The sequence below is a fragment of the Liquorilactobacillus capillatus DSM 19910 genome (assembly GCF_001434915.1).
Classification (GTDB): domain Bacteria; phylum Bacillota; class Bacilli; order Lactobacillales; family Lactobacillaceae; genus Liquorilactobacillus; species Liquorilactobacillus capillatus.
Genome location: NZ_AZEF01000027.1, coordinates 325638 through 351000, shown reverse-complemented (window position 1 = coordinate 351000; position 25363 = coordinate 325638). Strand labels below are relative to the sequence as shown.

General features: G+C 37.3%; 26 protein-coding genes. 22 read left to right on the top strand and 4 right to left on the bottom strand.

Going from position 1 to position 25363, the window contains the following annotated elements; all coding sequences use genetic code 11:
• Positions 1-425 precede the first annotated feature (425 nt).
• The gene (locus FC81_RS07375; protein ID WP_057745021.1) at positions 426-743 is read left to right on the top strand and encodes a hypothetical protein; all 318 of its coding nucleotides are present in this window, start codon (positions 426-428) and stop codon (positions 741-743) included.
• Positions 744-900: 157 nt separating this feature from the next.
• Here the strand turns inward: FC81_RS07375 and FC81_RS07370 are convergent, their stop codons facing one another.
• The 3 genes from FC81_RS07370 to FC81_RS07360 all read right to left on the bottom strand — a co-directional run bounded on the left by FC81_RS07370 (position 901) and on the right by FC81_RS07360 (position 2391).
• Entirely contained in the window at positions 901-1209 is a 309-nt protein-coding gene (locus FC81_RS07370) for a hypothetical protein (protein ID WP_057745018.1), read from the bottom strand.
• 389 nt (positions 1210-1598) lie between these two features.
• Positions 1599-2045 (bottom strand): ImmA/IrrE family metallo-endopeptidase, encoded by a 447-nt coding sequence (locus FC81_RS07365; RefSeq protein ID WP_057745015.1) that lies wholly within the window; start codon positions 2043-2045, stop codon positions 1599-1601.
• Between the two features lie 25 nt (positions 2046-2070).
• Positions 2071-2391, bottom strand: a complete 321-nt coding sequence (locus FC81_RS07360) for a helix-turn-helix domain-containing protein (protein WP_057745011.1) — start codon at positions 2389-2391, stop codon at positions 2071-2073.
• 257 nt (positions 2392-2648) lie between these two features.
• On the opposite strand from FC81_RS07360, the gene FC81_RS07355 reads away from it, so the two are divergent.
• Positions 2649-2858 (top strand): helix-turn-helix domain-containing protein, encoded by a 210-nt coding sequence (locus FC81_RS07355; RefSeq protein WP_057745008.1) that lies wholly within the window; start codon positions 2649-2651, stop codon positions 2856-2858.
• 400 nt (positions 2859-3258) lie between these two features.
• Here the strand turns inward: FC81_RS07355 and FC81_RS10760 are convergent, their stop codons facing one another.
• A complete protein-coding gene (locus FC81_RS10760) occupies positions 3259-3378 on the bottom strand; it encodes a DUF4044 domain-containing protein (RefSeq protein ID WP_083478785.1) in 120 nt (39 codons plus the stop codon).
• 199 nt (positions 3379-3577) lie between these two features.
• On the opposite strand from FC81_RS10760, the gene asnB reads away from it, so the two are divergent.
• The 20 genes from asnB to ileS all read left to right on the top strand — a co-directional run bounded on the left by asnB (position 3578) and on the right by ileS (position 25235).
• Positions 3578-5464 (top strand): asparagine synthase (glutamine-hydrolyzing), encoded by a 1887-nt coding sequence (gene asnB, locus FC81_RS07350; protein ID WP_057745006.1) that lies wholly within the window; start codon positions 3578-3580, stop codon positions 5462-5464.
• A 34-nt stretch (positions 5465-5498) separates the two neighbouring features.
• Positions 5499-6701 carry an aspartate kinase gene (dapG, locus tag FC81_RS07345; protein ID WP_057745003.1) on the top strand — a complete coding sequence of 401 codons (1203 nt, stop codon included), beginning with the start codon at positions 5499-5501 and terminating at the stop codon, positions 6699-6701.
• 1 nt (position 6702) lies between these two features.
• A complete protein-coding gene (locus tag FC81_RS07340) occupies positions 6703-7065 on the top strand; it encodes a DUF3397 family protein (protein WP_057745001.1) in 363 nt (120 codons plus the stop codon).
• 248 nt (positions 7066-7313) lie between these two features.
• A complete protein-coding gene (mraZ, locus tag FC81_RS07335; RefSeq protein ID WP_057744998.1) occupies positions 7314-7745 on the top strand; it encodes a division/cell wall cluster transcriptional repressor MraZ in 432 nt (143 codons plus the stop codon).
• 10 nt (positions 7746-7755) lie between these two features.
• Complete coding sequence (rsmH, locus tag FC81_RS07330) at positions 7756-8709, top strand: 16S rRNA (cytosine(1402)-N(4))-methyltransferase RsmH (RefSeq protein ID WP_057744995.1); 954 nt, start codon at positions 7756-7758, stop codon at positions 8707-8709.
• Positions 8710-8726: 17 nt separating this feature from the next.
• Entirely contained in the window at positions 8727-9092 is a 366-nt protein-coding gene (ftsL, locus tag FC81_RS07325) for a cell division protein FtsL (RefSeq protein WP_057744993.1), read from the top strand.
• Positions 9089-11239, top strand: a complete 2151-nt coding sequence (locus FC81_RS07320; RefSeq protein ID WP_057744989.1) for a penicillin-binding transpeptidase domain-containing protein — start codon at positions 9089-9091, stop codon at positions 11237-11239. The genes ftsL and FC81_RS07320 overlap by 4 nt, the downstream gene beginning before the upstream one ends.
• Positions 11240-11256: 17 nt before the next feature.
• On the top strand, positions 11257-12747 hold the full coding sequence (locus FC81_RS07315) for a UDP-N-acetylmuramoyl-L-alanyl-D-glutamate--2,6-diaminopimelate ligase (RefSeq protein ID WP_057744979.1): 1491 nt from the start codon (positions 11257-11259) through the stop codon (positions 12745-12747).
• Between the two features lie 3 nt (positions 12748-12750).
• On the top strand, positions 12751-13713 hold the full coding sequence (gene mraY / locus FC81_RS07310) for a phospho-N-acetylmuramoyl-pentapeptide-transferase (protein ID WP_057744977.1): 963 nt from the start codon (positions 12751-12753) through the stop codon (positions 13711-13713).
• A gap of 42 nt (positions 13714-13755) precedes the next feature.
• A complete protein-coding gene (gene murD / locus FC81_RS07305) occupies positions 13756-15132 on the top strand; it encodes a UDP-N-acetylmuramoyl-L-alanine--D-glutamate ligase (protein WP_057744973.1) in 1377 nt (458 codons plus the stop codon).
• Positions 15129-16229 (top strand): undecaprenyldiphospho-muramoylpentapeptide beta-N-acetylglucosaminyltransferase, encoded by a 1101-nt coding sequence (gene murG / locus FC81_RS07300; RefSeq protein WP_057744970.1) that lies wholly within the window; start codon positions 15129-15131, stop codon positions 16227-16229. The genes murD and murG overlap by 4 nt, the downstream gene beginning before the upstream one ends.
• Before the next feature lie 29 nt (positions 16230-16258).
• Entirely contained in the window at positions 16259-17107 is an 849-nt protein-coding gene (locus FC81_RS07295; RefSeq protein WP_057744968.1) for a cell division protein FtsQ/DivIB, read from the top strand.
• Between the two features lie 150 nt (positions 17108-17257).
• Complete coding sequence (gene ftsA, locus FC81_RS07290) at positions 17258-18580, top strand: cell division protein FtsA (protein WP_057744965.1); 1323 nt, start codon at positions 17258-17260, stop codon at positions 18578-18580.
• A 24-nt stretch (positions 18581-18604) separates the two neighbouring features.
• Entirely contained in the window at positions 18605-19861 is a 1257-nt protein-coding gene (ftsZ, locus tag FC81_RS07285) for a cell division protein FtsZ (RefSeq protein WP_057744962.1), read from the top strand.
• 39 nt (positions 19862-19900) lie between these two features.
• The gene (locus FC81_RS07280) at positions 19901-20326 is read left to right on the top strand and encodes a cell division protein SepF (protein WP_057744959.1); all 426 of its coding nucleotides are present in this window, start codon (positions 19901-19903) and stop codon (positions 20324-20326) included.
• Positions 20327-20346: 20 nt separating this feature from the next.
• Positions 20347-20625 carry a YggT family protein gene (locus tag FC81_RS07275; RefSeq protein WP_057744956.1) on the top strand — a complete coding sequence of 93 codons (279 nt, stop codon included), beginning with the start codon at positions 20347-20349 and terminating at the stop codon, positions 20623-20625.
• Positions 20626-20637: 12 nt separating this feature from the next.
• Positions 20638-21423: a YlmH family RNA-binding protein gene (locus tag FC81_RS07270; protein WP_057744953.1), complete on the top strand. Its 786-nt coding sequence runs from the start codon at positions 20638-20640 to the stop codon at positions 21421-21423.
• Between the two features lie 24 nt (positions 21424-21447).
• Complete coding sequence (locus tag FC81_RS07265) at positions 21448-22167, top strand: DivIVA domain-containing protein (RefSeq protein WP_057744950.1); 720 nt, start codon at positions 21448-21450, stop codon at positions 22165-22167.
• Positions 22154-22318, top strand: coding sequence for a hypothetical protein (locus FC81_RS10905; RefSeq protein WP_157054739.1), 165 nt, complete (start codon positions 22154-22156; stop codon positions 22316-22318). Before FC81_RS07265 ends, FC81_RS10905 begins: the two co-directional genes overlap by 14 nt.
• A 115-nt stretch (positions 22319-22433) precedes the next feature.
• A complete protein-coding gene (gene ileS, locus FC81_RS07260; protein WP_057744947.1) occupies positions 22434-25235 on the top strand; it encodes an isoleucine--tRNA ligase in 2802 nt (933 codons plus the stop codon).
• The last annotated feature ends 128 nt before the right edge of the window (positions 25236-25363 follow it).

Genomic DNA, 25363 nt, shown 5'->3' with positions numbered 1-25363 from the left:
AAATCTGTCATTAGTAATAGAGAAATCTATTACCAACAACAGATATTGTAGAACCACTATTATCAAGTAGCTAAATAGAGGGACAATCACTATACCCAAAGGTAATTAGGAACATTAAAAGAATTGTGGTATAATACGGTTATATTAAGCGTTATTTAATTTATAGATCGGGTTTTAATTTGTTAGGATCTTTCATGATAGAGGCGCAGTCTAGGAACTGCAATGATTCTGTAGAGGTTGGGGCGGATCGATGGAAGTTAGAGTTTGGATTCGGTTCTTGTAATAAAGTTTTAAAGAAATTTGATGTAACTAACTTGATTAGAGGACACTGTACATATACTGTATAGTGTCCTTGTCCAACTCAAGTCTATTTAATATCCATTATTCATAATATCGTAGGAATTATCTAGAAGGAGAATAAAAAGATGGCCAAAGTTATAAAACCAGTAACACTGTTAGTCAAAGGAAAAGAAGTCCAGGGTGTTTATCGTGGGACTGATAATGAAGTAACAGACGATATGGCTAAGGCTCCCAATTATAAGGGGCAAGGCTCCTTGATCATTATTTCAAACAATAATCATTTAGAGCTTGATACTATTCAAAACATGGATGGGACTAGCCTTTTAAAAAAGCCTAGTGATTTTACATTAAGTAAAATTGATGTTCGGAATGCTTTTAAGGTTGAAAGGGTTCTGTTCGATGATATCAAGGGAAATATTACTCAACAAAGCGAGAATGACTAGTTAAGCAGGCCACTTGGGAGTGTTTAGACTGGGTGGAAAAGATAATGTAAGCTATTTTTTATTTAAATTTATTTTAGCTAATTAAACAAGTTTTTTAAGAACCCATCTTCTTTATCAGAAGGTGGGTTTATGTTGTTTAAGGGAATAAGCTTATTTTTTAAAACAGAATATTATCAACCATCTTCTGGACGATATTACAGTTAAAATTATTAATCGCAATATTGAATTCTTCCTTATTACTATCAAAATATTTTTTAGCGTCCATATCTGAGGAAGTAACGTTTAGTAACCCACCATGAAGTGAGAGTTTATAAATATAGTTGTTAATTGAGCATGTTTTTGTTAATAAAATCACGTGTTTGAATGTTCCATCAAGCTCATATTCTAGTAATAGTCTAATTGCATCACTGTGAGCATCATTAATTCTTAATCCTTTTAATGTAAAAAATCTTACCTTAATTCGCATGCAAGTAACCTCCAATAGTTTAATTAGTAAGTGGTTTCCCTAAAACAACATTACTTTAGTTATCGACAGTATAATGATTATATTTAATTTAAAATAATGAACAGTAATAGATTAAACTTATAATAAAATACATAAAAACAACAATTAGCTTGTTGAAATAATTAACTTACGAAGGCTTTTTAATAGTAAAATAAGTAATAATAATAAATAATAGAATTAAATCGTGATTTATAAAACTTTAAAGATGATAGATATGAGCCTGGATTTGTTATTGTAAATAAACCTAAAGTTATATATTATAAATTTAAAAAAAATAAAAGAAATTACGGTAAACTTTGGAATTTTACCATAACTTCTTTTATTTTTTTATATGTGAAAGTTAACCGCTTTTATTTGCAAAGTAGTGGAAGAGATGCCTGACCTTGGTAGTAGCGATGTATCAATCTAGCAGTTGCTTCAAGCAAATGAGAAGGAATATGAAAAATTGTCATAAAATCAACCGTGTTAGCGGCCTTTTTATTAATATTTTCACAGTAATAAGGGAGCAATAGTTCAAGAGCACCAACGTTTGCTTCATGTTCAATAAGTGCATGACAACTAAAGGTTCGTTTATACAAAGCTGCATCGTAAGCATTGCCATTAAGAATATGTGCTAATTCATGAGCGAGTTGAAACGTGAGCTCATCTTGGTTGTACCAGTTTTCATTCATAACGATACTGCGATATTTAAATGAAGCTGTTGGTGGTGTTTCAGGACCTAATTCATTTGACCAAATAACATGAATTTGAAGTTCTTGAGCTTTTTGTAGCAATGATTCCAGAATAATTTCATCCATAGGATCTCCTTCCTGAAAAAAAGTATTAGTTTTTGTTTTTGCGTAAAAGCTGTTTAATCAGTTCAATATCTTCTTGTGGAATTGTCTTTCCTTCAAAAGTTAAAATAACATCCTCTGTATCTGCTAGATCAATTTCAGGATAGGCATCACTACTTTGTGAACGTCCCATAATATAGTCGATCGAAACACCAAAGTAATCCGCGACTTTTCTGACCCGTTCGGCCGAGGGAGTTCTTTTCGTCCATTGATAAATAGTGTTACGTCCAAAACCTAGCTCTTCTTCAAGTTCATAAACAGACATTTTCTGGTCTTTAGCTAATTTTTTTATGCGATCTACAGCTGTCATTGTAAGTCTCCTAAGTATAATGTTATAACTAAAAAGTTAGAAAAAGCATTGAAATCTAACATATAAGTTAGTATAATTCTATTAAGAAAGCTAAGTTGAATTGAAAGGTTACTCAGTTGAACCAGCTTAAATAATTTTTTTTCTAATGTTTTAAACCAGTACTTATCGTTGATTTTATAATAATGATCAGGTATCGTCAAACAAATTAACTAACTTTTTAGTTAAACCAGCTAATTAAACGATGGAAGGTGGAAATTATGTCATATGAATTTGCTGATGCTATTTTAGTGTGTTTAAAGCGTAACAAGCGAATGGGGATTAAGCCAAGTTCACAAACAGATATTGCGAATTATTTTGGGCTTTCCAAACCATACGTTAACCAGTTAATAAATGGGCGAGTTGCTAATTCAGCTAATACTAAAAAGAGGTTAGCTGAAATTAAGAAATATGTCGGTATGAACGATTAAAAGAAAGAACGGACAAAAAAGTATTACAGCAGTAAAGATTGTTATCCAAGATCTTACAGGTATAGTACGCAATTTAGAGTTGAAAATCTGATTTTTAAAATAAAAAATAGTTTTAATTTTAGACGCAGCTGAGTGGAATTAAAAAATTTGTCGAAATAAATTTTAATAAGTGTAGGGGATAACTAAAAGGGAACCTTTTGAGGAGATAGTGATTATAGAATATGTTTAAAAAGAGGGTAACGGGCATTCTTTAATGATGAAGGCAATATCATAATTATTATTAATACGTATAATTTGAAGCTAAATTAAAAGAGCGGTAATAAGTCGACACTTATCACTGCTCTTTTAGTTTCTCAAGATGAAAACAACAATAGTAGAATGGTTAGTTAAATCTTTGGTCTTAATAGCCCATAACTGAGAAGACAGCAGAAAGAACGACTGTCCCAACCGTTGCGATGATCATAAGCCAGACAACAAACATTGTTATTTTTTGAAAGCGACTTTTCTTTTTTTTAGCCAAAGTAGATTCACCTTTCATATTTTACAGTTAACTATACCGTTATCTATTTAAAAATGTCAAATAAACTCAGTTTAGTTTATGCAGAATCTATTGTTAGTAAAAGTGAAAAAAAGTTTACGAAATAGGAAACAAATTGAAATCAACGCGTTAAACAATTATAATATAGCGAGTGGAAAAATAACCAGAAGAGGTGCAAATTATGTGCGGTTTCGTAGGGTGTTTATCTGATATCAAGAAAGATTCAGGTAAAAAATATAATGAATTAATTCAAAAAATGAACAAGATGATTGTTCATCGCGGGCCTGATGATGATGGCTATTTTGAAGATGATAATATTACAATGGGTTTTAGACGACTGAGCATTATCGACTTGGAGGGAGGACATCAACCTCTTTCTTATGATAACGAACGTTATTGGATGACTTTTAATGGTGAGATCTATAATTATTTAGAATTACGGGCGGAATTGAAAAAGGAAGGTTACGAATTCAAAACAGATTCAGATTCTGAAGTTATTTTGGCAATGTATGCTAAATACAAAGAAGATTGTGTGAAGTTCTTTCGTGGAATGTACGTATTTGTTATTTGGGATCGCAAGGCAAAAACTTTTTTTGCCGCACGTGATCATTTTGGGATAAAGCCTTTTTATTACGCTGTTATTGGTGATGACTTTTATTATGGTTCAGAGAGTAAGGCTATTTATAAAGTAATCCAGCAAAAGACACTTAATAAAAATGCTTTACAAGATTACATGACCTTTCAGTTTGTGCCTGAACCAGAGACACTGACACAGGAAATCCAAATGTTGGAACCGGGTTATTACTTAATTAAGAAGTTGGGTGAAAAGCCTCAGAAAAAACGTTATTATTACGCACAGTTTAAACCGGTTCAACGCCCAGAAAGCGAATATATTAAAAAGGTTCGTGATGTACTATTTGATTCGGTTGAAAAGCATATGCGTGCCGATGTTCCGGTGGGTTCATTTCTTTCAGGTGGGATCGACTCGTCCATTATAGTTGCGATTGCGAAACATTTTAATTCGCATTTAGAAACGATCTCGGTTGGGTTTCAACGTGAAGGTTATAGTGAAATAGATGTCGCGCAAGAAACGGCAGAGAAGTTAGGTGTTAAGAATTATAGCTCGATCATTACACCAGAAGAATTTATGAAGGTTTTTCCGCACTTTGTGTGGAATATGGATGATCCATTGGCTGATCCAGCAGCAGTTCCACAATATTTTGTTGCTCGTGACGCACGTAAGCGTGTTAAGGTTGCTTTGACTGGTGAAGGTGCGGATGAGTTATTTGGTGGGTATACCATCTATCATGAGCCGGAATCTCTTAAACCATTCCGTTATACTAAGCCATTGAACGGTGTATTAAATAAAATAGCGTATATGATGCCTGAAGGAGTTAAGGGTCGTAGTTTCCTTTTGCGGGGAACAACGCCACTTGAAGATCGATATGTAGGTAACGCATTTATTTTCAACGAAAAAGAAAAACAGCAGTTTATGAAAAATTATAATAAAAAGCATCCATTGCAAACTATGACGGCCCCCTTTTATCATGATTCACGTAATTATGATCCGATCAGCCAAATGCAGTTTATTGATATGCATGCTTGGTTAAACGGAGACCTGCTGCATAATGCTGATAGAACTACGATGGCACATAGCTTGGAGTTACGGACACCTTTCTTAGATAAAGAAGTTTTCGCTGTTGCAAGTGAAATACCAGCAGACTTACGGATAGCCCATGGAACGACAAAATATATCTTACGTAAAGCAGCTGAAGGGATCGTACCTGATCACGTACTTAATCGTAAAAAACTGGGTTTCCCTGTTCCGATTCGATTCTGGTTACGGGATGAAATGTATGACTGGGCTAAAAATATTATTAAGGAATCACAGACAGACCAGTATTTCAATAAAACTTATTTCTTAAACTTGTTAGAGGAGCACCGTGAACAAAAAAGAGATAATTCACGTAAATTATGGACAATCTTAACTTTCATGATGTGGCACAAAATTTATGTTGAAAGTCCAGAAGTGGTTGATTCTCAGACAGCTCAGAAACTAGAATTATAGTTTTGGATTTGAATTATTTAGAGGAGAAAAGATCATGAAAATAATGGTTCAAAAGTTTGGTGGCACTTCGGTTGCTAGTGATAAAACACGACTAAAAGCTATTGAACATGTTCGCTATACTGTTTCTCAGGGCTATAAAGTTGTAGTTGTAGTATCTGCTATCGGGCGGATAGGAGCACCGTATTCAACTGATTCATTATTATGTCTAGTTGACGGTGCAAAAACTAAGCTTGATACACGCGAACTGGATATGCTTGTTTCAGTTGGTGAGATAATTTCAACCGCTGTTTTTACAGAAACGTTACGAAATAGAGATTTTAACGCTATCGCCATGAGTGGTCCAGATGCAGGAATTAAAACTAATAATGAATATCAAAACGCCAAAGTAACAGATATAAAGACAAATGCAATCTTAAAGGCCTTTAAGGATCATGACGTGGTTGTAGTTGCAGGTTTTCAAGGAATGTCGGAAGAAGGTCATATCTCTACCCTTGGAAGAGGTGGCAGTGATACAACAGCTGCATTACTAGGAGCGGCTTTAGATGCAGAAAGAGTTGATATCTTTACAGATGTTGCGGGGCTAATGACGGCTGATCCAAGGATCGTTAAAAAAGCTCGTTTCTTAAGCAATGTTAGCTATGAAGAAGTAGCTAACATGGCTCATGAGGGGGCTAAAGTTATTCACCCTCGAGCGGTTGAAATTGCACAGCAGGCACATCTACAGTTAAGGATTAGATCAACCTGGGATGCGCTTAACGAACTGGGAACACTTGTTTCAGATCGGGATCTTTCAATTGAACATTATCGAACTGTAACCGGGATCGCTCATCAAACGGGCTTAACACAGTTTAGTATCGCAACGGCGGATTATCCAGCCGAAAAGGTTTTTCAGTTATTAGCTCAAAAGCATTTAAGTGTTGATTTTATTAATATTTTACCTGAGAAGATCGTTTTTAACCTTAGTGCTGAGGATTCAAACACTGCTAAAAAGGTTTTAAGGGCAAACGATATCCCTGCGACCGTAGTCGAAGAATGTGTGAAGGTTTCAATCGTGGGGGCCGGTATTATGGGAACACCAGGCATAACCGCTAAAATTGTTGCGGCACTTTCACAAAATAAGATTGAGATTCTGCAGACAACGGACAGTTACACTACTATTTGGGTCTTGGTCCGTCAAAAGGATTTAACAGCTGCAGTTAATATTTTACATGATAAGTTTTTAATCGATGGGCACTAGCATGGAAACAATATTAGGAACATGGTATTATCAGCTCCTTATTTTACTTGTTGTCTGGTTACTAATGCAGTTAGGTGTAAAGAAAGTTCCGTTTCTTTTTCCCAAAAGATTACTGCCAGTTGATATCGTTGTCGTCTTTATGCTTGGAGGAATTTATTTTCTAACACTTAATCAGCGTGGAAATTCAGCTCTACCGTATGTTTTACTAGGAATGGCTACTTGGGGGATCTTAATGACATTGGTGGATGTTTTATTAAAAAGAGAGTTAGTCTACCGGGTGTTCTTTTTACGTTATTGGCGTTTTGTCGACCTTGGAGTCATTGTTTTATACACCGGAATAGTTATTTTCACAGCGGTAAAATAATGGTTTTTAAAATATAAATTTAGTTGGTCCAGTTGAGGGATGTTGACAGCATCTTTTCTCAACTGGATTTTTTTGGCTATTGAATTTGATATATTTTAAAAATTGCTAGGTAAAAGTTGTTTTTCGGCCTTTTAGATAATTAAATTTTACAAGTAATTAACAATGTGGTAACAACGTGTGAAAATGTGGCTTAAAGTGGGGGATTGTGGTAATATCAAGGTGTAGCGCTGTCGGGGAGGTGTATCTTCATGTTTATGGGAGAATATCGGCATACAATTGATGCCAAAGGGCGCCTGATCATTCCTGCAAAGTTCCGAGAAGAACTTGGAAGTGATTTTGTGGTCACTAGGGGAATGGATGGCTGTCTATTTGGTTACCCGCAGGCAGAATGGGCAACACTGCAAGCCAAACTACAAAAACTCCCATTGACAAAAAAAGATGCGCGCGCCTTTGTTAGATTTTTTTATTCAGCTGCAACTGAGTGTGATTTTGATAAACAAGGAAGAATAACTCTTCCTAAATCATTGCGGACACACGCAGTCTTGACTAAGAAATGTGTTGTTGTTGGGGTCTCTAATCGTTTTGAGATTTGGGCTGAAGATCGCTGGGATGAATTCTCAAAAGAAGTTGAAGTTGATTTTGATGATATTGCTGAAAATATGATTGATTTCGGATTGTGAGGAAGAGCAAGTGAGTGAATTTGAACATAAAACGGTCCTTCTTCATGAAGCCGTTGCAGGATTAAATATCAAAGAAGATGGCCTTTATGTAGATTGTACTTTGGGTGGTGGCGGACACAGCAAACAGATTCTAGGTAAGCTTTCGTCTGCTGGACACTTGTTTGCTTTTGATCAGGACCAGACGGCTCTTGACTTTAATCAAACTAAATTAACAGCCGCTTTACTTGAAAAAAAAATAACTTTTATCAAAGCAAATTTTCGTGAGTTAAAGACCCAACTGAATCAACGTGGAATTAAGCATGTTGACGGTATTCTATATGATTTAGGTGTTTCTTCACCGCAGTTTGATAATGCACAACGTGGTTTCAGTTATCGTTATGATGCTCCTTTGGATATGCGAATGAATCAAGAACAGAGTCTAGATGCTAGGCAGATCGTTAATGAGTGGAGTTATGCAGAATTAGTTCGTATTTTCTTTCGTTATGGAGAAGAAAAATATGCTAAGTCAATTGCACGTCACATTGAAAAACAACGTGAGATTACTGAAATAGCAACAACAGGACAGCTAGTAGAACTGATTAAAGAGGCCATTCCAGCCCGGGCACGTCGAACAGGTGGCCACCCGGCCAAGCGAGTTTTCCAAGCAATTAGAATTGCAGTTAATGATGAGTTAGGTGCTCTGGAAGAATCACTAGTTCAAGCGTTGGATATACTCAATGTAGGTGGTCGAATCAGCATTATTACATTTCAGTCGCTTGAAGATCGACTTGTAAAAACTCTTTTTAAAGAGAAGAGCCAGTTGCCTGAACTTCCACCAGGTCTACCAGTTATTCCTGCTGATGTTATACCTGCGTATCGACTTATTAATAAAAAACCGATTAAACCGCAAACTGATGAACTAAATGATAACCGTAGGGCGCACTCAGCTAAACTACGTATCATTGAACGAACAGCGCTTAAATAAAGAAGGGGTGTGATGTGATGCCGCAAGATGCTGTAAGAAAAATAGCAATCCAGCCAGAGAAGAAAAGTGTTCCAATACATAATCCGCAAATAGAAAAGAAACCGAGTCATGTCCCTTTATCCCGTTTTGAAGGAACGGTACTGGCAGTCACAAGTCTCGTAATAATGTTCCTAATGGTTAGTGTGGTGTCTGCGAAGATTGCTTTGTCTAAAGCACAATACGATTTACAAACTGTTAATCAGCGAATAACAAGTGTTCAAAATAAAAATGTTGATAAAAAGCAAGAAGTGAGTGAATTGTCAAGTCGTAGTCGCTTGATGGATGTGGCTAAAAAAGTTGGTCTGACGATGAATGAACAGAATATAAGGAATGTTAATAAATGAGTTTAAAAAATAAACGACAGGTAAATAAACACAAGTCGCAATATAGTAGAAAACATTTTGGAATTGGTGTGTTTTTTATTGTAGGGTTGATCTTTGTGGTATTTATCGGTCGCTTTTTTTATATTGGTCTGTATAAAAAGATTGACGGTGTGAATCTTCCCCAACGAGTTATGCAGCTTTATGCAACTAAGATGGAAGTGAAAGCACAACGGGGAACGATTTATGATGCAGATAACCAACCGATTGCAGAAGATACATCAACTTACTCTGTCTATATTATTCTTTCAAAAAAAGCAGTTGCTTTTGGTAAGCGTGAGTATCTTGCTGATAAGGATAAGGACAAGGCTGCCCGGGTTTTAAGTCAAAACTTGCCAGTCAGTTATGATAGGGTGCGTAAGATTCTGAATCCGGTAGATAAGGATACATATCAAGTCGAAATGAGTAGTGCAGGTAAAAATATTTCACTCGAAACCAAAAAGAAAATTGCGGCTGCAGGAATAACAGGAGTTAACTTCAAAGAGTCGCAAGCACGGCTTTATCCTAATGGAGTTTTTGCATCACATATTATTGGACTTGCTGAAAATCAGGCCGAAAAAATGGTTGGTGTTATGGGACTGGAAAAGACCTTTAATAAAGATTTGACAGGAATAAATGGAATTAGAAGTTTTGAAAAAGATATTCATGGTACACCTATTCCAGGTAAAAAAATTAAAACACGAAAAGCTGAAAATGGCGATAATGTTTATACAACCATTGATTCGAGATTGCAAACATATTTAGAAACACTGATGACACAAGCACAAGATAAATATCATACAGCATCTTCAAATGCAATCTTAATGAATGCCCATACTGGGGAAATTATAGCCGCCAGCCAAAGACCGACATTTAATGCGCAAACAAAAGAAGGCATTAATCAGGTGTGGCGTAATACACTTGCTGAAGATAGTTATGAACCAGGCTCAACGATGAAAGTTTTGACGACAGCAGCTGCAATTAATAGTGGTGCATATAATGCAAATAGTACGTTTAAATCTGGTACCTATAAAATTGACGGTAAAACGATCGATGATTGGGACACGAATGGTTGGGGCTACATTACGTATCGGGATGCTTTTATTCGTTCATCTAATGTTGGCATGGCCCATCTTGAACAAACAATGGGGAGTAAAGTGTGGTTGAAATATATTAAACGCTTCGGTCTGTTGCAAAAAACTGGTTCAGTAATTCCAAATGAAGCTAGTGGCAGTATTGAGTATAAATATCCGATTGACCGTGCTAATACTGCTTATGGGCAAGGGATAACTGTTACGGGACTTCAAATGATGCAAGCTTTTTCTGCAATTGCAAACAATGGTAAAATGGTTAAGCCACAGTTTGTAAAAAAGGTTGTTGACCCGAACAATAATGAAACTATTTTGCAGAATAAAACTAAGGTTGTTGGTCATCCAATTAAGAAAGAAACAGCTAACAAGGTCTTGGGACTGATGCAAGACGTTGTCTATAATGAAAATGGAACAGGCTCAGCGTACAAAATTGATGGTTATCGGATCGGTGTCAAAACTGGGACTGCTCAAATTGGAAATTCCGCGGGGACCGGTTACCTGACTGGGGATACTAATTATATTTTTTCTGTAGTAGGCATGGCACCTGCAACTAACCCGAAGTATATTCTGTATTTGACGATGAAACAACCGACAACGTTAGGAACCGGGACTTCTTCACAGATGTTGGCTTTTATTTTTAATCCATTAATGCGGCGCGCATTGGAAGAAGATAAAGAGACATCATCGTCATCTACGCAAGCAAAGGTAGCGGACGTAGTTGGAAAAAGTACAGTGGAGGCTAAGCTAAAATTAAGTGAAGCAGGCTTCTTTGTCACGACAATTGGGAATGGTACTAAAGTTACGGCGCAGTCAGCCACTAAAAATAGTATTCTCTTATCTGGAGAACGAATTATTATTTTGACTAATGGTCAGAAGAGAATGCCTGATACTAGTGGTTGGTCGCGAAGTGATGTGTTAAAATTAGCTAGTCTATTAGGGATAAAATTTAATATCACGGGGACAGGCTATGTAGTCTCGCAAAGTGTCGCGACTAATAAGTCACTTGATGGTATTGGATCAATCAATATACAATTAAAGTAGGAATGATGTGGTAAAAAATGTTAGCAAGTAAATTGATAGAAAGTTTAAGATTCAAACAGGTTATTCCTGCAGATTATAATGATTTTGTTGTTTCGACGGTTACACAAGACACACGTGAAGTAATTGAAAACAGTATTTTTATCGCAATTGCTGGTTCACAGATCGATGGGCATACATTTGTACCGGACGCACTTAAAAAGGGTGCGGCAATGATAATTGCACAAGAGAAAGTAGTTTCACCAGATATTCCGGTGGTTTATGTTGAAAATACTAATCGGGCGATGGCTATTTTAAGTAATAAATTTTATGGAGCTCCCAGTGAAGCAATGCGCATGATTGGAGTTACGGGTACGAATGGTAAAACAACTGTGACGCATATTATCGAAAAGATTTTTCGTGAACATGGTGAAAAGACCGGTTTGATTGGAACTATGTACCGACGAATTGGTGATAAAATCTATCCAACTAAAAATACGACTCCCGATGTGATCACTTTACAACGGACTTTAAGTAAGATGGTTGAGCAAGGTGTATCTTCTGTAGCAATGGAAGTTTCTTCAATTGCACTTGTTCAAGGCAGAGTTTGGGGAGTTGATTTTGACATCGCCGTCTTTACTAATCTAACACGGGATCATCTAGATTATCATAAAACGATGGAGAATTATGCGCATGCTAAAAGCCTGCTGTTCTCACAATTGGGTAATGAGTACAAGCATCAAGGGGATAATAAAGTAGCTATTTTAAATATAGATGACCCAATGGGCAGAAAGCTAGAAGAAGATACAGCAGCTCCAGTATTGACATATGGTATTAAAGACAACGCGATGATCAAGGCATCAAATGTTGTTATCCATAGTCAAGGAACTGACTTTGATTTAGAAGTTTTTGGGGAAAAACAGCATTTGAAAGTCAAAATGGTCGGACTATTTAATGTTTATAATATTTTGGCAGCTTATGCAGCAGCTTACGCAGCAGGATTGCCATCAGAAGAAATCATAGCTACACTAACGTCTTTTAAGGGTGTTAAAGGACGGTTGCAGTTAATTTCTTCTTCTATTGGAATTAGTGCAATAGTTGATTATTCACATACGCCCGATGGGTTATTGAATGCTCTAGAAACTATCAATGACTTTGCTCAAGGAAAGGTTTTTTGTGTTATTGGTTGCGGTGGTGATCGTGATCATGGCAAGCGACCTAAAATGGCACAGATTGCATTAAAATATAGTGATTATCCTATTTTTACCTCGGATAATCCACGATCGGAAGAACCTCAGGCAATTATTGATGATATGTTAGCTGGCCTTTCTATTCAAGAACAGAGTGAAGTACAGGTCTTGACTGATCGTCATGCAGCAATTGAATATGCGATTAAGCGGGCGCAACCTAATGATATTATTTTGATTGCTGGAAAAGGCCATGAAGATTATCAGATTATTAAGGGTAAGAAAAATCATTTTGATGATGTTGAAGAAGCTGAGAAAGCATTAAAGGGAAGAGGAGCAATTTAGGCGATGACAGGATTAGAAGCAATGATACCAATTATCAGCAGTTTTGTTATTACGGTGATCTTTTTACCGGTTTTTATCAATTATGCACATAAAAAGAATCAGGGCCAGATGATCCGTGAAGATGGACCTAAGTGGCATCAAAAAAAATCTGGGACACCAACGATGGGTGGTTTAGTTTTTAATAGCACGATCGTTATTGTCGGTATTTTGATTTCGTTTGTTATGAAAGAACTGACAGTCAGAGTTATCGTATTGGAGTTTATTTTAATTCTTTATGGGCTGTTAGGTTTTTGGGATGATTCTATTAAGCTTTGGAAAAAGCAAAACGAAGGTTTAAAAGCTTGGCAAAAGCTTTTAGGACAGATAATTGGTGCAGTCGTCTTTATGTGGGTCTACTTACAAGAAGGACTTCCACTTTCACTCGGATTTTTCGGATATGAATTACCATTAGGTTTCTTGTATATTTTCTTTGTAATTTTTTGGTTAGTTGGGTTTTCAAATGCGGTTAACTTAACTGATGGAATTGATGGCCTGGTCGCTGGGCAGGCAAGTATCGCTTTTGGGACATATGCTATTACTGCTTATATTCAAAATCAAATTGATATTTTATTATTCTGTTTAACCGTTATCGGTGCTCTGTTAGGTTTTCTAGTCTTTAACCATAAACCTGCTAAAATTTTTATGGGTGATATGGGTTCCTTGGCACTGGGAGGGGCTTTGGCAGCAGTCTCGATATTACTACACCATGAACTATCTTTACTTTTTGTAGGGATTATTTTTGTGATTGAAACGGCTAGTGTTATGTTGCAGGTTGCATCCTTTAAGCTGACAGGTAAGCGGATCTTTAAAATGAGTCCAATCCATCATCATTTTGAATTATGTGGCTGGAGCGAATGGCGCATCGATTTGACCTTTTGGACGATTGGTTTGATTGCTGGCCTAGTCTTTTTACTAACAAGTGTTTAGATATTAATAATAATCACGATAATTTAAAAGGAAGTCCTCTAAATGAAGAAAATTACAAATTACGAGAATAAACATATCCTTGTTATTGGCTTAGGAAAAAGTGGCCTCAACGCAGCTCAGCTTTTAGTTAAGTTGGGTGCACGGGTAACAGTCAATGATTTAAAAAAGCCGAAAGATACAAGGATTGTTACTGAACTCGAAGAGAAGGGAATCAAAGTTATTACTGGGAGTCATCCGTTAGAGCTGTTGGATGAAACAGAATTAGTGGTTAAAAACCCTGGCATCCCATATTCAAATGTATTAGTTAGTGCTGCAGTCAAACAAAAGCTGCAGATTATTACTGAGCCGGAGTTAGCTGCTGAGATACTTGAAGGGCAATTGGTCGGGATAACAGGAACAAATGGCAAGACAACGACAACGACAATGATTTCATTAATGTTAAATCAGAATCGTAAAGAAGGCCAAGCCTATGTAGCGGGTAATATTGGTGTTCCAGCAACTTTAGTTGCACAAAAGGCAACTGTGAAGGATGTTATGGTCAGTGAACTATCAAGCTTTCAATTACTAGGAATCACGAAATTACACCCACACATTGCTGTGTTAACTAATATTTATGAAGCTCATACGGATTATCATGGTTCACGTGCAAATTATATCAAGGCAAAAATGCGAATTACAATGAATCAAGATAAAAATGATTTTTTTGTTGTTAACTGGGATTCAGATGAGTGGCAGGAATTAAGTAAACAATCACATGCGAAAATTGTTCCTTTTTCACGTCAAGATAAGATTGAAACAGGTGCGTATGAGAAAGAGGGGCTTCTTTACTTCCGAGGCGAAAAAATAATGGCTGCATCGGAGATAAAAGTACCTGGTGCACATAACGTTGAGAATGCTTTAGCAGCATTAACTGTTGCCAAGTTAATGGGGCAGGATACAGAAAGTATTGTTGAGGTTTTGAAGACTTTTTCGGGTGTTCGCCATCGAACACAGTATGTTACAACTTTAAATGGTCGCAAGTTCTACAACGATTCGAAGGCAACCAATATGGAAGCGACCGAGAAAGCTTTAGCTGGGTTTAAAGCACCAACTATTTTATTGGCAGGGGGACTTGACAGAGGTTTTACCTTTGAACGTTTAATCCCCTTTTTCAAGCATGTTCGTAAGCTGATAGTATTTGGTGAAACAGCTGATCTTATGGAAGCTGCGGGTAAGAAAGCTGGAATAAATGAAATCCAACATACAGAAAACGTTGTGACAGCTGTACCGTTAGCCTATGAGATGAGTAATGAAGGAGATATTATTCTTCTATCCCCAGCTTGTGCAAGTTGGGATCAATATCCGACCTTCGAAGTCCGAGGAGATATGTATATTGATGCAATTGAAAAATTAGCCAAAAAGGTGGGGACAACAAAATGAGGTTATTAGTTTCGGGCGGAGGTACGGGTGGACATATATATCCGGCCTTGGCTCTAATTGATGCTGTCAAAAAAAAGCAGCCATCATCTGAAATACTCTATGTCGGAACACATAAAGGCTTGGAAAATAAAATAGTTCCAGACGCTGGCATTCCTTTTAAAACGATTCGAATTCAGGGCTTTAAACGTTCACTCTCACTTGAGAATCTCAAGACGGTTTATTTATTTTTAAAAAGTGTACACACTGCTAAGAAAATACTGAAAGAATTTAAGCCGGATGTTGTCGTCGGGACGGGAGGTTTTGTGTGCGGAGCAGTCGTTTATGCAGCAGCCAGAATGAAAATCCCAACTTTTATTCATGAGCAAAACAGTGTAGCGGGTGTCACAAATAAGTTTTTGAGTCATTTTGTTGATAAAATTGGTATTTCATTTACAGCAGCTGCCGATAATTTTCCAGCAGAAAAAGTTGTCTTTACGGGTAATCCGCGTGCTCAGCAAGTAGCGGGCATGAAGTCAAGTAATCGTCTCAAGGATTATGGATTATCACCTACCAAAAAGACGGTATTAGTTTTTGGCGGATCACGTGGTGCTAAAAGGATCAATGAAGCTACCGTGGAAGCCTTCCCTCTTTTGGCCGGTAAAGATTATCAAGTGCTTTTTGTTACTGGTAGTGTGCATTTTAATAAGATCAAAGATATGATTGGACAAAATAAGCCATCAAATGTGGTAGTAGAACCATATATTCCTGACATGCCGTCTATTTTACCAGAAATTAGTTGTATTGTTGGACGAGCTGGAGCAACTAGTTTAGCTGAAATTACAGCTTTGGGAATCCCATCAATCTTAGTACCGAGTCCCTATGTGACAAATGACCATCAAACACACAATGCACAGAGTTTAGTAAATGCTCATGCAGCTGAGATGATTAAAGAGGCTGATTTGAATGGCAAAAGTCTAGCTCAATTGATTGATAAACTGATGTCTGATAGTAAAATGCAGGAAGTGATGCGTAAGAACGCTAAAAAAGCTGGGACAACTGATGCAGCTGATCGAATAACGAATTTATTGGAACAGCTGATCACAAGCGCCTCAAGGTAGCTAAAAAGTAAAGGAGAGAGAAAAACGAGATGTCAAAATTGAAAAAAAATAAATTTAAATCTCAAGTAAAATCTCCTCTTACTCCTTGGGAGCAAGCTCAGCAAGAACGCAAGCAAAAACTGCAGCGTAAAAAACATAATTTCTTTAAAAGAGAAAGAATTGGTAATAAATTACCGGATCTAGTAAGACAGAGACGTAAAATTTTGTATCGACATTTAACATTCAATCTCGTATTGTTCCTTGTGCTGGGTCTAATAGCATTGTATCTGATCCTACCAATAAGTAAGGTACAGAAGCTAATGGTCAGTGGAACGGATCAACTTACTCAAAAGGCGATTATCAAAGCTGGTGGAGTACGCACGGATAACTTGATAATAAAAGTTTTGTTGAATGAAGAGAAGATAAAAACTAGCGTTAAAGAAAAAGTTACAGAAATCAAAGACGTTAAACTTGTAATTAAGGGAACAACGGTAAATTATAAAGTAAAAGAGTTTCCAATTGTTGGTTATGTTGCTGAAAAAGGTAAGTATTACCGTTTAAACAGTCGAGGTGAAGTCTCAAAAGTACGGCGGGATGAAGCACAAGGCAACTACCCATTGTATTATGATTTCAGGAATCAACGGCGACTGGCAGCTTTGGCAAAACAAATTGCAGGTTTACCATCTAATCTGCGGAGTGCAATATCTGAAATTCATTATACACCGTCAGATGTTAATTCAGAAAAAATTAAAATCTATATGAATGATGGTAATGAAGTTATTGCATCGATTTCAACATTAGCTCAAAAAATGGTTTATTATCCGAGTATTAAAGCAAAAGCTAGTAATAAAATACTCGTTGATTTTGAAGTAGGAGCTTATTCATATCCTTTAAAATGAATAATAAACAATGAAGATAATTAATTTTCGTGTTTTAGGGTGCGAGAAGTGTATTAATAGGAAACAGTGTGGTAAAATTTAAATAATCAAATTGAGTAATTTCTTACTATATAGTGTTTAATTAAATTTATGAAAAGGGGGGCTCTATTGATGGAAAATTCTGGAATATATGTTGGTCTTGATATTGGCACAACGTCAATTAAAGTTATCGTTGCTGAACATATAAAAGGTCAGATGAACATCATCGGGGTGGGGAGTGAACGTTCAGCAGGTCTAAGCCGCGGAGTTATCGTGGATATTGACCAGGCAGTAACTGCAATAAAAAAAGCAATTCAGCAGGCTGAGCAAAAGGCGAACATCCAGATATCAAAAGTGACGGTAGGGATTCCAGCAAATCTTCTCGAGATCGTCCCTTGTAATGGAATGATTGCTGTTAGCGATGAAGCTGGAAGCTCAAAAGAAATAGATGAAAATGATGTTTACCGTGTAACAAAGGCAGCTTTAATTCAAAAACTGCCTCCAGAACGTGACGTAATTGATATTATACCAGATGAATTTATTGTCGATGGTTTTGATGGTATAAAAGATCCACGTGGGATGATAGGTGTACGTCTTGAAATGAATGGAGTTGTGTACACAGGCCCTAAGACTGTCCTTCATAATACAATGAAATGTGTTGAAAAGGCGGGGTTAAAAGTTGAAGGAACGATTGTTTCAGCGTTAGCACTTTCAACAACCGCATTAAGTGATGGCGAACAAGACTTTGGTGCTGTTATAATTGATATTGGCGGTGGTCAGACTACAGCAGCTGTTGTTCACGATCATAAGTTGAAGTATACATATGTTGATCAAGAGGGCGGTATTTTTGTTACTAAAGATATTTCCGTTGTTTTAAATACTTCGCTTGAGAATGCAGAAAAAATCAAGCGCAACTATGGATATGCGACAAGTAGTTTAGCATCTAAGGATGATGTCTTCCCGGTCGAAGTAGTTGGAAAGGTTGACCCGATCCAAGTCAATGGGGAATATCTAAGTGAGATCATCGAAGCGCGAATGACACAGATTTTTGAGAAACTGAGAGGAGCGCTTGAGGATATTAGAGCATTACAGCTTCCTGGAGGAGTGGTTCTTACAGGGGGACTGGCTGCTTTACCTGGTATGAAAGAACTGGCAGAAGATATTTTTGGAGTGAATGTTAAAGTCTTTATCCCGCAACAAATGGGATTACGCCATCCGTCGTTTTCACAGGCTATAGGCTTGATTAAATATGTCATGCAGCAAAGTGATATTGAGAAAATTGTAAAGAGTACCATTGTTAATAAAGACAGCTATAATGGTAGTCAGGAGAATAATAAGGTAATAGCACTTAATTCGCAGATTGAAGAAACGGAAAGTAAGAAGAAGCCTACAACGAAAAAGAAAAACGGGGCTTTCGATGGTGTCAAAAACTTCTTCAACACATTTTTTGATTGATTTACAAATTGGAGGGAAAGTGTAATGGAATTTTCACTAGATGCAAATGAGAATACAGGTGCAACAATTAAAGTAATTGGGGTCGGCGGTGCTGGTGGCAATGCTGTGAATCGGATGATCGCAGATGATGTTAAGGGTGTCGAGTTTATTGTTGCTAATACAGATGTTCAAGCATTAAAAAGTTCTAATGCTGAAACTAAAATCCAACTTGGACCGAAACTGACACGTGGGTTGGGTGCGGGTTCAAACCCAGAGATTGGAAATAAGGCAGCACAAGAAAGTGAAGAATCGATCGCCGAATCGTTAAAGGGTGCCGATATGATTTTTGTCACTGCTGGAATGGGTGGTGGAACAGGTACCGGAGCAGCACCAATCATTGCTAAAGTTGCTAAAGAACAAGGTGCATTAACCGTTGGGGTAGTAACACGTCCTTTTAGTTTTGAAGGCCCTAAACGTGCACGTTATGCCGCAGAAGGCGTTGCTCAAATGAAAGAACATGTTGATACATTAGTCATCATTGCTAACAATCGCTTGTTGGAAATCGTTGATAAGAAAACACCGATGCTGGATGCATTTAAAGAGGCTGATAATGTTCTACGACAAGGTGTTCAAGGAATCTCAGATTTAATTACATCACCAGGCTATGTTAACCTTGATTTTGCTGATGTTAAAACAGTAATGGAAAACCAAGGTTCAGCTTTAATGGGGATTGGCTCTGCCAACGGTGAAAATAGAACGGCCGAAGCAACTAAAAAAGCTATTTCTTCACCTTTACTTGAAGTTTCGATAGATGGTGCTGAACAAGTTCTGCTTAATATTACTGGTGGTCCTGATTTAAGCTTGTTTGAAGCACAAGATGCTTCAGATATCGTAGCTCAAGCAGCAACAAGCGATGTAAACATTATCTTTGGAACCTCGATTAACGAAGATTTAGAAGACACGGTAGTCGTGACTGTTATTGCAACTGGAATCGATAAAAAGAAAAGAGAGCAGTCACAACGTCGTAACCGTCTGGGATCTTTGGAAGATAAAAATACTCGCCCAACCAGCAATGAGAACGAAACACAATCTAGTGAAGTAAAAGATCCACTGAGTGATTGGGATCTACGTCGTGAGATGTCAGGTGAACGCGAGGTTAACCAGCATGAGCGACAAGACGAATTCCAAGGTGTTGAAAAGAAAAAATTTGATATTTTTAAAATGGATACAGCTAAAGAAAAAAATGAAAGTGATGATGATGGGCTGAATAGACCACCGTTTTTCCGCCATCGTCGTAAATAATGTAGCCAAAACTGATGAGATGATAGGAGGAGAGTGGGAATGGCTCTTGGCGAAAAACTAGGACGTTTTTTTGGAATGACAGATGAAGATGAAGCGGACCGTATAGCGGATTACTATCCAAATAGTGACGATGACCAAACTAACGTTTCAAGAAGTTCTAAAGTTATTTCGTTACATGCAAAAGGGCAAGAAAAAGTGGAAAAAAAGATTGCATTATTTGAGCCAAGAATATATTCTGATGTTAAAGTTATTGCTACCCGACTATTGAATGACCAGGCAGCCGTTGTTAATTTTCAAAGAATGGATGAACAGCAGGCACATCGGGTCGTAGATTTTTTGACCGGAACGGTCTTTGCGATTGGCGGAGAGGTTCAGCGAATTGGTGAGCAGATTTTTCTTTGCACACCGCATGGATTTGTTGTTGAGGGTAATGTAGCCGCTGATTTTGCTGATAATGATTTTTAACTGATTAAGGAGTTAATCAATTGATTATAACGATTTTTGATCGCCTATTTGAATTATATTCATTAGCGATAGTAGCTTTTGTGTTGATGTCATGGTTCCCGGGAGCTTATCAAACTAAGCTTGGGCAGTTTCTTGGAAGAATATGTCAACCCTATCTGGGTTTCTTTGATAGATTTATTCCGCCAATTGGTGGAATAAGTTTTTCACCAATTGTAGCGTTAGTTGCGCTACAGTTTATTAAATACGGTTTTGATGTTGTCCTTATGATGGTACTGAATCTTTTGGTAATAACTTTTTAAGTGGGATGAATAATGACTAAAAATAGTATTTATCAACATTTCAGAAAAGAAGAAGAGGCAGTTATTGATGATATTTATAATACCCTTGAACAGGTTAGAAATGAGTATCGACCTATTTTAACGCGCTTTTTAAATCCGCGTGAACGTTTCATTGCGTCAACACTGCTGGGTGATGATGAGCAAATTAAAATGAAGAGTTGTGGATTAGCTGTAACAGCTGAGAGGAAAAGGATACTATTTTATCCGGAATACTATTCACCAACTGCGGCTGATTTTGAACTTTCGCTACTGAAGATCAACTATCCGGCCAAATTTGCAGAATTGGAACACAGACAAGTACTAGGTACATTGATGAATATTGGAATTAAGCGTGATATTATCGGTGATATTTTAACTGATGGAACACAGTGGCAGTTGGTCGTTGATACTCAGATGGCAGATTACGTTTGTTTACAAGTTGACCATATAGGGCGGATTAAGGTTAAGCTGGAAATTGTTGCACCAGAACAATTAGTTGTTCCGCTTAATGAATGGGAACATAAACAGATTTCTGTCAGTTCTTTACGTATTGATGTGTTAATTGCGGCTATTTACAATCTTTCACGGCAACGTGCTAAGGATTTACTACTAGCACAAAAGATCCATTTAAATTGGATGCTGCTAGAAAAGCCAGATGTAGAGCTGGGCAGAGAAGATATGGTTTCTGTAAGAGGTCATGGTCGTTTCAGGGTAAATGATGTTACTGGTACTTCAAAAAAAGGTAAAATAAGGTTAGATATTTTAGTTTTAGAAAATTAATACATAATTGGAGGTGTTGGGGATATGACATTGACCCCATTAGATATTCATAACAAGGAATTTCGTGTTAAATTACGTGGGTACGATCAAGATGAAGTGAATGATTTTCTTGATCAGATTATTAAGGATTACGAACTTAATCTAAAAGAAAACGAGCATTTGGCTGAGGGGCTCAAACAGGGTGAGGAAAAACTTAAGTACTTTAATGACTTAAAGAATTCTTTGAATCAGTCAATTATTGTAGCACAAGAAGCGGCTGATAAAGTTAAAGCTAATGCACAACGTGAGGCTGAAATTATAAATCATGAAGCGCAAAAACAAGCTGAAGACATAGTGGATCAGGCTAACGATAAAGCGCGTCATATTGTTGATGACGCATCTCAAAAAGCTAAACGTCTAACAGTTGAAACAGATGATTTGAAGAAGCAGGCACGTATTTTTAGACAAAAACTTCAGGTTATGATGGAGTCACAGTTAGAAGTTGTTAAAAGCAGTGAATGGGACGAAATCCTTAAGCAAGGCGATACAAGTAACTACGAAGCTATTCAGGATGCCATTCGGCGGAATGAAGACCTTGACAAGCAGGCTGCAAAGGAAGTAAAATCAGTTTCAAACAATGTTTCAAGTGAAGATGCTGAAACAGAAGATTTGAGTCAGAAGAAGGCCGTTGTTATTTTTCCAGAAGAAACAGATGACAGTGGACAACATTTTGATGAAGGTCCTAGTGTTAATGAAAATAATTAATTTGAAAGAACAGCTCTGGCAAAATAGATCGCAGCGAGTTGGCGCAGTGGTGAGAGGCCAACGATTACGTTTTGCAAAGACATCATCTTTCGATAATATTAAGCTGAATCTAGTAGGCTTAATCGGTTCATCGCCGTTATGTAATGGATAAGTTGATTTGTTGATAACGGTTAGTAGTTATCAGTAATCTTGAATTTGGGTGGTACCACGAAGATTTCGTCCCTAGGATGAGATCTTTTTTATTATATAAAAAAGGAGAGAAAAGAATGAGAGTAAAAGATACGCTTAATTTAGGCAAGACGAAATTCCCCATGCGTGGGAACTTACCTGTCCGTGAAGCCGAACGTCAAGTAGAATGGGAAGAAAATAAGGTATACGAACGGCGGCAAAAGTTAAACGAAGGAAAACCAAGTTTTGTATTGCATGATGGACCTCCATACGCAAACGGAAATATCCATATGGGACATGCTTTAAATAAAATTACGAAAGATATAATCGTACGTTCTAAGTCAATGATGGGTTTCCGTGCACCATATGTCCCTGGTTGGGATACACACGGATTGCCAATTGAACAGCAGTTGAAGAAAGCTGGGGTTGACCGCAAAGCTTTATCTGTTGCTGATTTTCGTGAAAAATGCCGTGAATATGCTTTGGAGCAAGTTGATAAACAACGAGCAGACTTTAAACGTTTAGGTGTTGCAGGCGAGTGGGATAATCCATATGTAACACTTGACCCGACCTTTGAAGCTCAAGAAATTAGAGTGTTTGGTAAAATGGCTGAGGCGGGTTTAATTTACAAAGGTAAGAAACCTGTTTTTTGGTCTTGGTCTTCGGAATCTGCGCTTGCAGAAGCAGAAGTTGAATATCATGATGTGACTTCCCCATCAGCTTTTTATGCTGAAAAGGTAATTGATGGTAAAGGTGTCCTAGATGAGAGTAAGACTTATATGGTCGTGTGGACAACAACACCGTGGACGATTCCAGCTTCAGAAGGGATCACACTTGATAAAGGTTTTGACTATTCAGTTGTAAGACCAGAAGGAGAGCAGCGTGAATTTGTTTTAGCAACAGATCTTGTAGCTGAAAATGCGGAACGTTTCGGTTGGGATAACTATAAAATCGTTAAAACACTTAAAGGTGCTGACCTTGAAAACGTGTTGGCTGAGCATCCATTTTATCCAAAACGTAAATTAGTAACGATGCTGGGCGATTTTGTTACTTTAGATGCAGGAACTGGCTTGGTCCATACAGCTCCTGGGTTTGGGGAAGATGACTTTAATGTAGGTAAACAGTACGGTCTGGATATCTATGTTCCAGTTGACGATAAGGGCTATATGACTGATGATGCTGGTGAAGATTTTGCGGGTGTCTTTTATGAAGATGCCAACCAAATTGCTTTGGATAAATTAAAGGCAGCTGGCCTTTTATTAAAACATATGCCTTACGAGCATAGTTATCCTTTTGACTGGCGGACTAAGAAGCCGATCATCTTCCGTGCAACTCCGCAATGGTTTGCTTCCGTTGATAAGATTAGAACAGATATTTTAGGAGCTATTGATAAAGTTAAATTCTTCCCAAGTTGGGGACAAAAAAGATTGCGTAATATGATTCGTGACCGTGGAGATTGGGTTATTTCACGGCAACGTGTTTGGGGTGTCCCGCTACCGATTTTTTACGGTGAAGATGGCGAAGCTATCATTACGCCGGAAACAGTTGGCCATGTTGCAGATTTATTTGAGAAATATGGTTCAAATATCTGGTTCCAGCGTGAAGCAAAAGATCTTTTACCAGCAGATTTTACAAGTAAACATTCTCCGAATGGTAAATTTACAAAAGAAACTGACATTATGGATGTTTGGTTCGATTCAGGTTCGTCTCATCAAGGTGTTTTAGCTCAGCGTGATTATTTAACCTATCCAAGTGATCTATACCTTGAAGGATCTGACCAATATCGTGGATGGTTCAATTCTAGTTTAATCACAAGTGTTGCTTTCTCAGGAATGGCTCCTTATAAACAAGTCCTCTCCCAAGGCTTTACACTCGATGGTCAAGGAAGAAAGATGAGCAAGTCACTGGGGAACACAATTGTTCCTGCTAAGGTGATTAAACAAATGGGAGCAGAAATTATTCGCCTTTGGGTGCTCAGTGTTGATTCATCAGCTGATGTTAGAGTCTCAATGGATAGCTTTAAACAGATCTCTGAGGCTTATCGGAAAGTTCGTAATACTATTCGTTTCTTATTAGCTAATACAACTGATTTCGATCCAGCAACAGATGCGGTTGCTTTTGATGAAATGGAGTCAATTGATAAATACATGGAAGTTATGGTTAATAATTTCACTAAGGAAATTCTTGACGACTATGCTAATTATAATTTCATGGATATCTACAAGAAACTGCTGAATTTTATCACAACCTCATTGTCATCTTTCTACTTAGATGTTGCTAAAGATGTTATCTATATTGAACAAGAAAATAGTCATAAGCGCCGCTCAATGCAGACTGCATTATATGATGTTGTTGTTCGTCTTGCTAAATTGTTAACTCCGGTAATGCCACACACGACTGAAGAAATATGGAAGTACTTAAAAGAACCTGAAGATTATGTTCAGTTAGCTGAGATGCCACCGGTGCACCACTTTAATAATGAAGTTAAACTTCTGCAAAAATGGGATAGCTTTATGAAGATTCGATCAGATGTTTTCAAATCACTCGAAAAAGCACGAAATGAAAAATTAATTGGGAAATCATTTGAAGCACATCTGACATTGTATGTTGCAGAAGACGTTAAACGTAATTTAGCTGCTTTAGATACAGATGTTCGTCAAGCATTGATTGTTTCAGCTCTAGAGATCAAGGACTTAGCTGTTGCGCCAAATGAAGCAGATAAGTATAATGATGGTCTGGCAATTGTTGTTGAACACGCTGAAGGTAAAGTATGTCCGCGCTGTCGAATGATTAAAACAGATGTGGGCAGTGATCCTGACCTGCCATTACTTTGTGCAAGTTGTGCGGTCCTCGTAAAAGGAAACTATCCAGAAGCTTTACAAGAAGGCTTAGAAGAATAGGATATCTGAAAAAAGAGATGATAAGAGTAAGGACAGTCAAATGACTGCATTACTCTTATTTATTTTGCTATCAAGACGAGATGTAAGAAAAAAAGTTACTAGTGAGATAAATTAAGTAAAGTTTGTTA

What these genes read in the sequence shown, in the direction of transcription:
- FC81_RS07375 (WP_057745021.1), top strand. Translation starts at nt 426, where the DNA reads ATGGCCAAAGTTATAAAACCAGTAACACTGTTAGTCAAAGGAAAAGAA.
- FC81_RS07370 (WP_057745018.1), bottom strand. Translation starts at nt 1,209, where the DNA reads ATGCGAATTAAGGTAAGATTTTTTACATTAAAAGGATTAAGAATTAAT.
- FC81_RS07365 (WP_057745015.1), bottom strand. Translation starts at nt 2,045, where the DNA reads ATGGATGAAATTATTCTGGAATCATTGCTACAAAAAGCTCAAGAACTT.
- FC81_RS07360 (WP_057745011.1), bottom strand. Translation starts at nt 2,391, where the DNA reads ATGACAGCTGTAGATCGCATAAAAAAATTAGCTAAAGACCAGAAAATG.
- FC81_RS07355 (WP_057745008.1), top strand. Translation starts at nt 2,649, where the DNA reads ATGTCATATGAATTTGCTGATGCTATTTTAGTGTGTTTAAAGCGTAAC.
- asnB (WP_057745006.1), top strand. Translation starts at nt 3,578, where the DNA reads ATGTGCGGTTTCGTAGGGTGTTTATCTGATATCAAGAAAGATTCAGGT.
- dapG (WP_057745003.1), top strand. Translation starts at nt 5,499, where the DNA reads ATGAAAATAATGGTTCAAAAGTTTGGTGGCACTTCGGTTGCTAGTGAT.
- FC81_RS07340 (WP_057745001.1), top strand. Translation starts at nt 6,703, where the DNA reads ATGGAAACAATATTAGGAACATGGTATTATCAGCTCCTTATTTTACTT.
- mraZ (WP_057744998.1), top strand. Translation starts at nt 7,314, where the DNA reads ATGTTTATGGGAGAATATCGGCATACAATTGATGCCAAAGGGCGCCTG.
- ftsL (WP_057744993.1), top strand. Translation starts at nt 8,727, where the DNA reads ATGCCGCAAGATGCTGTAAGAAAAATAGCAATCCAGCCAGAGAAGAAA.
- FC81_RS07320 (WP_057744989.1), top strand. Translation starts at nt 9,089, where the DNA reads ATGAGTTTAAAAAATAAACGACAGGTAAATAAACACAAGTCGCAATAT.
- FC81_RS07315 (WP_057744979.1), top strand. Translation starts at nt 11,257, where the DNA reads ATGTTAGCAAGTAAATTGATAGAAAGTTTAAGATTCAAACAGGTTATT.
- mraY (WP_057744977.1), top strand. Translation starts at nt 12,751, where the DNA reads ATGACAGGATTAGAAGCAATGATACCAATTATCAGCAGTTTTGTTATT.
- murD (WP_057744973.1), top strand. Translation starts at nt 13,756, where the DNA reads ATGAAGAAAATTACAAATTACGAGAATAAACATATCCTTGTTATTGGC.
- murG (WP_057744970.1), top strand. Translation starts at nt 15,129, where the DNA reads ATGAGGTTATTAGTTTCGGGCGGAGGTACGGGTGGACATATATATCCG.
- FC81_RS07295 (WP_057744968.1), top strand. Translation starts at nt 16,259, where the DNA reads ATGTCAAAATTGAAAAAAAATAAATTTAAATCTCAAGTAAAATCTCCT.
- ftsA (WP_057744965.1), top strand. Translation starts at nt 17,258, where the DNA reads ATGGAAAATTCTGGAATATATGTTGGTCTTGATATTGGCACAACGTCA.
- ftsZ (WP_057744962.1), top strand. Translation starts at nt 18,605, where the DNA reads ATGGAATTTTCACTAGATGCAAATGAGAATACAGGTGCAACAATTAAA.
- FC81_RS07280 (WP_057744959.1), top strand. Translation starts at nt 19,901, where the DNA reads ATGGCTCTTGGCGAAAAACTAGGACGTTTTTTTGGAATGACAGATGAA.
- FC81_RS07270 (WP_057744953.1), top strand. Translation starts at nt 20,638, where the DNA reads ATGACTAAAAATAGTATTTATCAACATTTCAGAAAAGAAGAAGAGGCA.
- FC81_RS07265 (WP_057744950.1), top strand. Translation starts at nt 21,448, where the DNA reads ATGACATTGACCCCATTAGATATTCATAACAAGGAATTTCGTGTTAAA.
- FC81_RS10905 (WP_157054739.1), top strand. Translation starts at nt 22,154, where the DNA reads ATGAAAATAATTAATTTGAAAGAACAGCTCTGGCAAAATAGATCGCAG.
- ileS (WP_057744947.1), top strand. Translation starts at nt 22,434, where the DNA reads ATGAGAGTAAAAGATACGCTTAATTTAGGCAAGACGAAATTCCCCATG.